This is a genomic window from Segetibacter sp. 3557_3 (assembly GCF_004354985.1).
Taxonomy (GTDB): Bacteria; Bacteroidota; Bacteroidia; order Chitinophagales; family Chitinophagaceae; genus Segetibacter.
The window spans coordinates 182,745-195,549 of the sequence record NZ_SMSK01000005.1 but is presented as its reverse complement, the minus strand read 5'-3'; the positions used below and the strand labels follow the sequence as shown (position 1 = coordinate 195,549).

The 12,805-nt window shown below is 46.4% G+C and carries 6 protein-coding genes; 3 read left to right on the top strand and 3 right to left on the bottom strand.

Annotated elements, in window-relative coordinates; genetic code table 11:
- Nucleotides 1-48: 48 nt before the first annotated feature.
- Entirely contained in the window at nt 49-2,661 is a 2,613-nt protein-coding gene (gene mutS / locus EXU57_RS10400; RefSeq protein WP_133268136.1) for a DNA mismatch repair protein MutS, read from the bottom strand.
- 1,761 nt (nt 2,662-4,422) lie between these two features.
- Between mutS and EXU57_RS10395 the strand changes: the two genes are divergently transcribed.
- Nucleotides 4,423-4,866, top strand: a complete 444-nt coding sequence (locus EXU57_RS10395) for a hypothetical protein (RefSeq protein ID WP_133268135.1) — start codon at nt 4,423-4,425, stop codon at nt 4,864-4,866.
- A 68-nt stretch (nt 4,867-4,934) separates the two neighbouring features.
- Nucleotides 4,935-9,467: a T9SS type A sorting domain-containing protein gene (locus tag EXU57_RS10390; RefSeq protein ID WP_165958100.1), complete on the top strand. Its 4,533-nt coding sequence runs from the start codon at nt 4,935-4,937 to the stop codon at nt 9,465-9,467.
- A 296-nt stretch (nt 9,468-9,763) separates the two neighbouring features.
- On the opposite strand, the gene EXU57_RS10385 is transcribed toward EXU57_RS10390, so the two are convergent.
- Nucleotides 9,764-11,746: a KUP/HAK/KT family potassium transporter gene (locus EXU57_RS10385; protein ID WP_133268133.1), complete on the bottom strand. Its 1,983-nt coding sequence runs from the start codon at nt 11,744-11,746 to the stop codon at nt 9,764-9,766.
- A gap of 180 nt (nt 11,747-11,926) precedes the next feature.
- On the opposite strand from EXU57_RS10385, the gene EXU57_RS10380 reads away from it, so the two are divergent.
- Entirely contained in the window at nt 11,927-12,511 is a 585-nt protein-coding gene (locus EXU57_RS10380) for a peptidylprolyl isomerase (protein WP_133268132.1), read from the top strand.
- Between the two features lie 12 nt (nt 12,512-12,523).
- Here the strand turns inward: EXU57_RS10380 and EXU57_RS25080 are convergent, their stop codons facing one another.
- Entirely contained in the window at nt 12,524-12,670 is a 147-nt protein-coding gene (locus EXU57_RS25080) for a hypothetical protein (protein WP_165958099.1), read from the bottom strand.
- Nucleotides 12,671-12,805: the final 135 nt, after the last annotated feature.

The window sequence follows — 12,805 nt, the reverse complement described above, 5'->3', positions numbered from 1 at the left end:
CTCGAATTGGGGGCTCCACATGCCCCCATAAATTCATCCAGCAGGCGGTTATTTGATCTTGTTTTTGATCTCATTTAGCTTCATGAGCGCTTCAACCGGAGTAAGGCGATTAATGTCGATATCACCCAGCATCGTCCTGATTTCGTCAAAGGTTTCGCTATGCATATCGAAGATGCTCAATTGTAACTTTGGTGCCGAAAGCTTTTTTACGTTGCCGGCTAGCGTTGTGCCGCTTTCTTCCATTTCCACGTGTTTACTTTCGAGTTGTTGCAGCACTTCGTTTGCGCGCTCAATTAACTTTGGGGGCATTCCAGCCATTCTTGCTACATGAATACCAAAACTATGTGTGCTGCCACCAGGTGCAAGCTTGCGAAGAAAGATAATCTTGTTGCCTACCTCCTTGTTGGTGACGTGGTAATTTTTTACACGGGGGAGTTTATTTTCAAGCTCATTTAGTTCGTGGTAGTGGGTCGCGAAAAGCGTTTTTGGGGTATGTGGCGAGCCATGCAGGTATTCAACAATGCTCCAGGCGATGCTGATACCATCGTAGGTACTTGTACCACGACCGATTTCGTCCAGCAGGATCAGGCTACGCGGTGTCAGGTTGTTTACAATACTCGCGGTTTCATTCATCTCAACCATAAAGGTGCTCTCTCCACCACTCAGGTTGTCGCTTGCACCCACCCTTGTAAATATCTTATCCGTAAGAGGTATGGTTGCCGATGAAGCCGGAACAAAACTACCCATATGTGCCATCAAAGTGATTAAGGCGGTTTGCCTCAGTAATGCACTTTTTCCACTCATGTTTGGGCCGGTCAAAATGATTACCTGCTGGTTGACCGGATCAAGTGAAATGTCATTGGACACATAGGCGTCACCAGGCGGCAGGTTGCGTTCGATTACCGGGTGCCGGCTTTCTTTGATGTCGAAATCGAGGCCATTATGAAGGGTTGGTTTTTTGTAATTGAAATGCAGCGCGTTTTCGGCGAAGCAGCAGAGGCAGTCCAGCATGGCCAGTACATTGCCGTTTACCTGCATGGGTGCAATATAATCCTGGAGTTCAAGCAGCAGCTTTTCGTAAAGCTCCTGTTCAATCGCCAGGATTTTGTCTTCGGCGCCAACGATCTTTTCTTCGTAGGATTTTAATTCAGTGGTAATATAACGTTCGCAGTTGGCTAGGGTTTGTTTTCGCATCCAGGTGTCGGGCACCTTCGACTTATGCAGGTTGGTAACCTCCAGGTAATAGCCAAATACATTATTGAAGCCAACCTTAAGTGAAGAGATTCCCGTTTGCTCGCATTCTTTCTGCTGCAGCTGCACCAGGAAGTCTTTACCGGAGCTTGCTATTGCACGGAGTTCATCCAACTCAGAATGTACACCAGTACGGATAACCCCGCCTTTGGCAACCTGTACCGGTGGGGTTTCCACGACTTCCCGTAATATTTTATCAAGAATGTATTGGCAGGGGTTAAGTGCGTCTGCAAGCCGCTTCAGGTAATCGTTCGAGGCGTGCAGCGCAGATTGCCGGATGGAATCGACCTGTTGCAGGCCACGGGCAATTTGCAAAACCTCGCGTGGGTTAATTTTCTTAAGCGGGATCTTACTTACAAGCCTTTCTACATCCCCTGCCTGTTTAATGTGCTGTATGATTTTAAGGCGCAGGTCGGTTTCTTTAATGAGAAAGGTCACCAGGTCAAGCCGTTCATTGATTTTTCCGATGTCTTTGAGGGGCAATACGATCCATCTTTTGAGCAGCCGGGCTCCCATTGGGCTCGATGTATTGTCAAGAACCCTAAGCAAACTCTGACCATTTTCGATTCCGCTGCCAAGCAATTCAAGGTTGCGAATGGTGAAGCGATCCATCCACAGGTAATCATCTTTCTCAAGCCGCTGAATGGACGTAATATGGTGAAGATTGGGGTGTTCGGTATCTTTTAGGTAATGAAATATCGCACCGGAGGCAATTATTGCCAGTGGCATTGCTTCAACGCCAAAACCTTTAAGTGAATGCGTTTGAAAGTGTTTCAGCAAACTTTCGTTTGCGTAGGTTTCATCGAAAACCCAGGCATCGATGGTATAAGTATAAAATTTGTTTCCAAACGTTTCTTTGAAGTGCTTCTGGTAATTGCGTTGAAAGATAACCTCTGCCGGTTTAAGACTTTGAAGCAATTTATCGATATACTCCAGGTCGCCCTCACTTGCGAACAGCTCGCCTGTGCTGATATCGAGCAAGGCAATCCCCGCATTGTCGTTGGTAAAATGTATTGCCGCGAGAAAGTTGTTGCTGTTATGCTCAAGCATTTTGTCGCCGGTAGCAATTCCCGGCGTAACCATCTCAGTAACACCCCTTTTTACGATACCTTTCGCCAGTTTTGGATCTTCGAGCTGGTCGCAAATGGCCACCCGGTAACCAGCCTTAACCAGCTTGTGGAGGTAGGTGTCGAGCGCATGATGGGGAAACCCGGCCAGTTCACTGCTAAATGCCGCACCGTTATTTCTTTTTGTTAAGGTAATGCCCAGAACCCTGCTGGTAATGATAGCGTCTTCACCAAAGGTTTCATAAAAATCTCCCACCCTAAACAGCAAGATTGCGTCAGGATATCGCTTTTTGATGGCGTTATGCTGTTGCATTAAGGGAGTTTCGGGGCTGTTCTTTGCCATAGCGGCAAAAATAATAGATTGCCCACTACTTTTCAGGTCAATCATTCGTAAGGTGGATCCCCTGCAATTGCTTGAAAACTGGTGTTGGCAATGTCAATTTCAAGGTTGAAACAGACAAAGTAAATGCCGTTTCAGGCCTGGCTTACAATTATCACCACTGGGGACAGATACTGTGAACTCACCCGGGATCAAAATGAAGCATTGGTGGGTCCTGGCCGCCCAAGGGTTCTAACGACCCGCCGGATATTTTCCCTGATATCCTGGAAAGTAGAAACGCTGAAATACGGATATTAACCGCCGCGGAATGATTTCCGGCCGTACCCACCTGCACCGTAAATGTCATATTACGGTGCCAATGTGGCTGGTAATTTTACGGCATACAAGCACCTTAAACCAGCGTTGCGATGTAATTACAGCAAGGGGCAAAGTTTATTCTAGTGCGCGAACGGTCCCTTAAAACGGTCGTTGATTAATCTTGGCTGCTGCACAAACATTAAGTATATTGTATAGCAATCCGGGCTAGTATTTACCACATAACTGCGGGAAGAAAAATCCCGGGAAGTTTAAAAAACGATATTTAGCACCGGCTATAGTTTTGATGTTTAAACACGCAATTAATGTAGCGTGATTTTGTTTTTCGCCAGTAAAAATACGCGTAATGTTCAGCGCCTGGAAGCTGGTGTATTTACGATAACTATCCATCGCTGAGTTAAAGTTTGATCAATATGATCGCAGCCGGTTGTTTAATTAGGTTTATAAAAGAGGATGCGATTACGGCTATTTTTGATAAAGCGTTAAGCGATTTGTTGTGAATTGAATTTAAGCTTGGAATTATGTTTTAAGCGTGGGATATCCCTGGGTCGATCTTTCTGCCTGATTGTTCAATATTGCTTTGATTAATAAATTAGATTGCCGGGTACATTCGCGAAAATGCGTGTTTGCGGGTTTTCATCAGGGGTGGTATTCTTTTCGATCATAATGTCGTTTACTTCAGAATTCTTTTGTTTGACGGTCGAAATTATCGATGCTTGCTCTGGTAAATTTCGTTAAGGTGTATCGCGGAATGTTCAGCGTATTTAATTCTCGTTTGGATGATAAAGTCCTTAATTAAACGACGATGATTCGGAATACATGAATTAGCCCGGTTTTAAAATCATAGCTGTTTGTTTAGACCATTACTGGTAATCAGCAACTTTCGAGCGAAATGGTTTACAAAAGTGAGTAGGGGAGCTTATTGCGCTGCATACAGACTACAATTCAAGGTTGGTATTTATACGTTAGGCGACAAACTCAATCAACAAAATCGATCATTGACTAGTCAGCTTCAATGTACATCCATGAACCAACGTGCTGGTGCCAAATTTCCGGAAACCATTGAATAAAATATCCATGGGATTTGGTAGTCCAATAATCTATATAGCTTAAGCAACGGAAAACAGGCTTCTCACATCTTTAAGGCATGGTATTACGCTACTGGTGGCCAAGCATAATTGATCCTGGTTTTGTAGTATTGCAGACGGCTGAACTTCGTTAGTGCATAATTACTGCTAACCATCTGTATAAAGTTTTGGTTTATATCAACTTTTCTTTGATAGCGGGCGCGACTGGAGGTTTAGAAAATTAATTAAAGCCAATCGCCCGGTTATATTTTGTTTTATCAATCTATAAAACATTTTACTATATGCGATAACCTGGCTGTCTAAAAATATATGGCGATTACAATGGATTACTATTGAGTCACCTGAACCTATTTATACCGAATTGTCGACGATACTTGTCATGCTTTATAACGCTTTTGCAGATGCTGATGGATTTGTTTGTTTGAGTCTGTTGACGAAAATTAAAACTGCCGATCAATGGCAAATATTTAATTCTTCATTCTTTGCAATTAACGTTTTCATGGCATTATCGTTGCTATGGAGAGTTGAATTTCGACAAACTGGAAATTACCCTAAGTGCGCTGTCAGCGAATTTCGTGGTATAGGACTGATTACTATCGCCTTCTTAATTTTAGGATCCCTTATCCTCACGCTGTTTCGTTCGGTTTTATTGTTTATGCCCGGAGCTGCTTTTTCAAGGAAGGATATGCAAACTGCGCACTGCCCTATTGACCTAAATGTAAATGCTTCAACTATGAATTTGTGCAGCACTATCAATGTTGTTCACCATATGCGCTATCCGGTTTCCAATCTGGCGTTTGCCTGACCTGGAATACATTCCCTAACCGTACCCTTATGGCAGGTGCAAACCCTGCCATTCATAAAAAAACCACCATGAAAAAAACATCTACATGCATTAAAAATCTACCCCAAACTTTTAAATTCTTTACCTTATTGCTGGCGTTGATCGTACTTATCTCCGTCACCCATGCACAATTAACTACTCCTTCGTTTCTTGCAGGCGAAACCACAAGAACCACGAACACCCTCCCCATAATTACAACCTCTCCGGGTTCATCTACTTTTTCGGTTGGTTCAGTACCGGTCGACACCGCAATTACTGTTGTTGATGCTGACCAATCAACGCTGGTCTCTGCCACTGTTCAGATCACCGGCAACTATGTGGCTGCAGATGACCGGTTAAGCTTTCTTCATGGCGGGGTGTCTGGGAGCATTACAGCGGTATTTGATGCCGCAACCGGCACGCTGAATATGACCACGTCGGGTGCGCCCGCAACAGTTGCCCAATGGCAGGATGCGCTCAGAAGGGTTTATTTTTCAACAGCTTTCAATAACAGGAACACTGCTACCCGGATGGTAACTTTTGTGGTAAACGATGGAACCGGGGAAAGCAGCCCGGCCCACAAGCAGGTTGCGGTTTTGCCATTCAATGCACCTCCGACATTAACGGGTACGCCGGCGCCATTGATCTTCAATGAAGGGAACAATGTAATTCAACCTCCGGTTCCTGTGGATCCTGCTTATACACTAACTGATCCTGATGGTAACAGCACGTTGACGCTTGCAGTGGTTCACCTTACCTCCCGCGACAGGAACGACTCCTTATTGTTTGTGAGTGATCCTGCTACTATGGGGAACATTGTTGCAAACACAACCGGGCCCCCTTTACAATTAACATCACCCGGCGCAACCGCCACACTTGCACAATGGCAGGCCGCTCTAAGGGCGATAATGTTTTATAATAACTCCAATAACCCTTTGGGAACTACCGCCTTCGTACAGGTGGTCGCCCTGGATAATTCAAACTTCACGATTTTCGGTCCACTGAGGCCGATAATTGCCGTGCCGGTCAACGACGATCCGATGGTAATAACCTCTCCCGGAACGACTGCATTTTCAAAGGTGGTTAATGTGCCCGCTGTGCCGGTAATTGTCGACACATTGATTTCTGTAACAGATCTTGATCATACAACCCTTGCCGGAGCATCGGTATCTGTCTCGAACAATTTTCGCGCGGGTGAAGACCTGCTTGGTTTTAACCCGAATGCAAACACGGGGAACATTACCGGGGTTTACGACCCTTCTACCGGTGTACTCACCCTCATTTCTGCCGGTCAGACAGCAACAATCCAGCAATGGCAACAGGCGCTGCGTGCGGTAACCTACAGCAATAGCGCTATTTCACCGACTACCGGTGACCGCACCATTAGTTTCGTGGTGAACGATGGTACTGCCAACAGCGCACCCGCATCAAAATTGGTTTCCATCCTAGCTGTTTCAATCAGCAATCAACGTTGGTATGTTTCGACCACTGGAAATAACGCAAATGACGGAAAGTCGCCTGCGACAGCATGGAGCACGATTCAATACGCAAATGATTTTTCGGGTGTAAAAAGTGGAGATACCGTATTAGTGCTTGCCGGAAGCTATGCTGAATATGTAAATGTAACCAAGTCGTTAAAGATACTCGGGCCAAATTACCTGCATTCACCCAATGGTTCTGGTACGCGTCAACCCGAGGCAATTATCAGTGCGGTGAAAACACCCTTGATTGCCGGTCCCACTGTTTTCGATGTACACACACCTGGTACTTCAGTTGAGATTAAAGGCTTTACGCTGGTGAACGGTTATCCACTGACCGATGGTAATGTGCATCGCAATCCCCTCCAGGATATCACGGTTGTTTTTGAAAAGAACCGGGTAAGTAATGGAATTAACCTGTTTGCCGGAACATTAACCAGGTGGAAAAATGTGAGCATCAGGGATAACCTGTTTGAGAATATGTTCGCCGAACCCTTTACCAGTGCCATCAGGCTTCATGATTTTAATGAACCCCCGCCGGCGCCCCAGCACGGACCTACCGTGATTGCTTCAATCACCGATAACGTGATTTCGGGAACCAACTTTGGTGGTATCCTGCTGGATAACCTGCTTTATGCCGAAGTATTGCGCAACACCATTTCCAATACCAGGCATACCGGTATACTGCTTGCCGGCGGAATGGCAAATGCCCTTGTAAGCCAGAATACCATTGAAAACACCAACACCGATAAGGTTGCAGATGCAGGCGGTATTAAAATCCATGGATCAGCATTTAGCGGAACCGTTTCCGTGACCAATAACCTGGTTAAAACATCATACAACGGATTTGCTGTATTGAACAATGAGAACCTTTCGGGTAAAAACATCCAGGTTAACAATAACGCTTTCGACTTGTCAAATGCAAATAAAGCTATTTATCACGGGGGAACAGGCACCTTAAATGCAAGCTGCAATTGGAACGGATCAGCTGATATTTCCGCCGTGTCTGCCAGGATGAACGGCCCGGTTAACTTTACTCCATTTGTAACTACCGGCAATGACAATGATCCGGGGCAGCCGGGTTTTCAACCTGTGCCAGGCTCATGCAGCGGCCCGGCAGGATGCGGTCTGAATGATGTTGTGGCTCCTGTAATCGTACCCAAAAATGCCACCGTTTACCTGGATCAAAGCGGGCAAGTGACCATTGCTGCGGCAGATGTAATACAAAGTGTTACCGATAATTGTGCGATCAACAATGCACAAATTACCATAAGCCCTTCTACCTTCAACTGTTCTAATGTAGGGCAGGGTGGAAACGCCGGACCTGCCCGCCAGGCATATATCGCAGGCTCCAATATGGGTAACCAAAACTTTGGAGGTGAACTGGGCCTGGACTTCCGGGTGAACAATCCAGGTGGTATTACCATCACGCAACTGGGTGCCTTTGATCACCAGGGAAATGGGATCGCCGGAACGCAAAATGGTGGAGTGCGGGTGGCCATTTTCGATAAGACGAGCCGCACGATTGTACCCGGTCTCGAAGCCATTATAAGCGGTAATGGAGACCAGTACTCCGGTAACTACAGGCTCGTGAACATTCAAGCCGTACTGCTGCCTGCCGGTGAATATGTTGTGGTTGCAAAGGGTTACAATGCTGCAGAATTAAACGGCAATGTTAACCAGCAACCAGGTATCACTTACCCGCAGGGAAACAACGATGGCGGAAAAATCAGTTTCCTTAGTACAGCTTACTATGGCGAAAACAGCAGTGCCGGTTTCAGTTTTCCACGCTACACGGCAAACCTTGGTACAACCAATGCTTACCTTGCAGGAACTTTTGTTTACGCGGGTTCGGGTGGAAGTGGAGTACCCGTGACAATCACAGCCACCGATATCAACGGCAATACCACGAGAGCAACCGCATTCGTAAACGTAGTAGACAATACCCCGCCGGTTATCGTACCCATAAGCGACATTGTTGTTAAACTGGATGCTTCCGGTAACGCAACCATTAGTGCTGTTGACGTAATCCGTTCTGTAAGGGACAACTGCGAAGTAGAGGCCTCAAGTATCACCCTCACCCCAAGTCGGTTTAATTGTTCAAGCCTTTCGGGAGGTGGTTCCGGCAACACATACCAGGCGTACACTTCTAATACGAATACGGGTAACCAGGTTTTCGCTGGCGAACTGGGCGTTGCCTTTAGGGTAAACTCCGCGATGGGTATCATGATTAACCAACTGGGCGCCTTCGACCACCTTGGCAATGGCATTAAGGGAACACAGAATGGAGGAGTGAGGGTAGCGATCTTTAATAAAGATACCCGCACCATTGTGCCAGGCCTTGATGCAATTATCATAGGCCAGGCTGATCAATATTCGTACAATTTCAGGTTGAAAGATATCGCGCCTGTTCGTTTGCCGGCCGGCGAGTATGTGCTTGTTGCAAAGGGGTACAACCTTGAAGAGTTAAATGGAAACGCGAACCTAAACGGTGCTCAATACCCGGCAGGGGATAACGGTTCCGGAAGCATCAGCTTTCTAACGACGGCTTACTGGGGTCCGAATGACGTGCAGGGTTTTGGGTTCCCGACTTTTTCAGGAGATGCCGGCAAGCCGGTACCCTATCTTGCCGGAACATTTCTTTACAATCCCGTTGGACCGTCTGTAAGCCAGGTATTGATATCAGCAAGTGATGTACACGGAAATACCACACGGGTAACTGCAAACGTAACGGTGACGGATCCTACAGGTGCCTGCACGTCAAACCCTAACCGGTTAACTATGGTGGCGCCCACCAGGGAAGCCACTCCTGTGAGCGCCGTTGTAAGCCCCGGCGGTAACAGCAGCAGGGAACCGGTTGTTTTTCCTGATCCTACATCGGGAAGGTTTACGCTGAAACTGTTTGATCTGAAAAGCCCGCAGGTTTTCGTGCAGGTACTCAATCAAAACGGTTCTGTGGTTGAGCAGCAGTCCACCCGGCTTACGGGTAAAACAGCATCCTTGACCATGCAATTTGATATATCGAAGCATCCTGCGGGCGTTTATCTGGTGAAGATTACGGGTGCCGGTTACCAGCAGACCAAGCGGGTTATCTTACAACACTAAAACGATTTATGGTGTTGGTGACCGGGCCATCGCTTTTAAAACGCTGTCGATTTTACAACCTTGTTTTTGCGGTCGGTTCGAAAGCTTAAAGCTGCGTGCCAGAACCAAAGTACAAGAGTGCGACGCAAGGATGTTCAATAGAGATTCCTCTGCCCGTCTCAAAAAAGAACCTGCATATGCGGGACTGAGTAAAGATCCAAAACGAGAGGCTGCCCATGGAGCAGCCTCTTGTTGTTTTATAAAAGTTAGTGCATACCTGATTGGCGGCAGCGTTGCTGCATCTGATTAGCTAAAGCCTACTGTTCTTCGTCGAAAACTCGGTGCAGGTTTGGCCTTGTAACCGCAGTTACAATCAGCGGGAACTTTTCCACCACAACGTTGCTGGTGTCGAGTCCGAAGCCCCGTTCTTCTGACAGGCTTTGATCTTTAATCCAGAGGTGTAGTCGCATGATTAACCGTTCTATCCACGGTAATTCATTATCCTGGCTGAGGTATTTTTCCAGCACGATGAACTGGAAATCACCAACAACATTACTGCGCTCAAGACTTTCGTAGCGGCTGGTGATGTTTACTTCTTTATTCTTCACAAGGTCCTCTACAACTTTTCGGAAAAGGATGTTGATGCGTGGCTGAACCCGGAAACCAAGGCGGAACTCTACCCTGATGATGTCGTTCGGCATTACATGCGTGACCTTATATTCCATAGTGTAGGGATCGTCGAGGGTGTCGACATGAATGAACCAGTAGATGTCGGCACGCTTGGGCTTTCGGTTGAGTATCGAATAGATAATCTTATGCTCAATTTCGCGTGGATTGTCTGCACTGGTCAGGTAAACGAGGTGGGTAGCATATTTGGGTATGCTCCGGTCGCCACTCAGGTCGCGGATGTTGGGAACATAATCTTCAAGACGAACAAATTCGACATACCTGTTTTTGATCTTTCTTGCCCGGAACCAAACATACATAATGATAAAAAGGGCACCGCCCGCAACCAGGGTAACATAGCCGCCATGCGGGAACTTTTCGAGATTGGCAATGAGGAAGGCAATTTCGATGGAGAAGTAAACGGTAAGGAAGAGGTAGATTAAGACAGGCCGGGCGCGATGGAGTACGAGGAAGTTGGCAAACAAAATTGTTGTGGACAACATGCACATGGTAATTGCGAGGCCATAAGCTGCTTCCATATTGGTTGCTTTTTGAAAGTGCAATACGATTGCACAGCAGCCAATGTAAAGCATGGTGTTTATGCCGGGAACATAAAGCTGACCCCGTGCTTCCGAAGGGTACTTGATCCGCATTTTCGGCCACAGGTTGAGCCGGATGGCTTCGCTGATAAGGGTGAACGAACCACTGATCAAAGCCTGGCTAGCAATGATTGCTGCACTGGTGGCGATAATAATTCCGGCGATAACAAACCATGAAGGCATGATGCCATAAAAAGGGTTAAACCCCTCGGTGATCATTGCTTCAGATATCAGTTTGTCTTTGTGGTTTGCAAGCAGCCATGCACCCTGGCCGAGGTAATTTAAAATGAGGCAAGCTTTTACAAATACCCACGAAGCCCTGATGTTGCTTCTGCCGCAGTGTCCAAGGTCGGAGTATAATGCTTCAGCCCCCGTGGTGCATAGAAAGACCGCACCCAGCAACCAAAAGCCCTCGGGGTAGTTGGTCAGAACGTTGATGGCATAGTACGGGTTGAACGCTTTAAATATACCCGGATAATCAACCAGGTGTGCGGTCCCGAGTATGCCCAGCATTACAAACCAGAGGGTCATGATGGGCCCGAAAAGTTTCCCGATCGACGCCGTACCGAACTGCTGGAGAAAAAATAGGCCTGATATGATGCCCAATACGATGCACACGATCGTGGTATCGGTGATCTCACTAAGAATTTCGATGTTTCTAAGCCCTTCTACGGCAGAAGTAACGGAGATAGGTGGGGTAATCATACCATCGGCAAGCAGGGCGGCTCCACCGATCATTGCAGTGTACACCAGCCATTTGCGCCTTCGCCGAACGAGCGCGAACAGTGAGAAAATTCCACCCTCCCCACGGTTGTCGGCCCTTAAGGTAAGAATGACGTATTTGATGGTGGTTTGTAATGTTAAGGTCCAGATGACACAGGAAAGCGACCCAAGGATAAGCGTATCTGTAACCAGGCGATCTTTTAAAATAGCATTTAATACGTACAAAGGAGAGGTGCCGATATCGCCGTAGATGATTCCTAAAGCTATTAACACCCCTGCAGCCGAAACTTTGCTATTACCGTGGGAACTCATAGGTTAAAAAATTTAAGCAGCCTGGTATGAATTGAGGCGCAAAGGTATGGTCTTGAATAGTACTATGGATTTTCTGCTTAAGCCGGAAAAACTTACCTTGAAAACTTACGTTGACCTGTTCGCCGGCAGCCGGTTGGCTATTGCATTTACATTTACCGGCTACTCATTAAATGATGTGAAATGAAAGTATTCTCCTTATTAATTTGGATCGCATTACTTACTGCCTGCGGAGGGAAGGACTATAAAAATCCGCATATAGAAATACAAACTAAGCTGGGTGATATTGAGGTGGAGCTTTACCCGGATAAGGCGCCAAAGACGGTAGCAGCATTTCTATCTTATATAGACTCGGGATTTTACAACAATTCAAATTTTTACCGGGTGCTCAGCCAGGATAATCAGCCGATTGATGCTGAAAAGACCGAGTTGATCCAGGGTGGCATCTACCATACGAACAATAAGCTTTCGTCGAGGCTGCCGGGTTTGCCGCATGAAACTACCGCCCAGTCGGGGCTAAAACACGAAAATGGAACCATCTCGATGGCAAGGCTGGAGCCGGGAACGGCGACGACTGAATTTTTTATTTGTATCGGCAATCAGCCGGGGCTCGACTATGGCGGAGGCAACAACCCCGATAAACAAGGTTATGCTGCATTCGGAAGGGTAGTAAAGGGTTTCGACGTGGTTATGGCGATATATCATCGAAGGGAATATGAACAGGCTTTTGATCCCCCTGTTGAAATATTTGATATAAAGCGGCTCTAAGCCGTTGGTAAGTTAATTGAGGTTGTGCTCAAATTTCATTTCGAACCAAACGTCGTAACGCTGGTAGGTTACATAGAACTTATCTACTTTATACCGGTGACAAAACAGGATTTTCTTGCCAATGAAGTGTTCGTATTGGGTGGTTTTCCAGGAGCTCATATGGGTACGGTTTCAACCTATAACTTCATTCGTTGGTAGATTATTTCAAACAGGTGTGCTTTTAATTTGAATTTCAGACAAAGCCGTCTTTTTATGCTGACTGCAGTTTGCATTTGTTTTAACCGCTTTAACAAC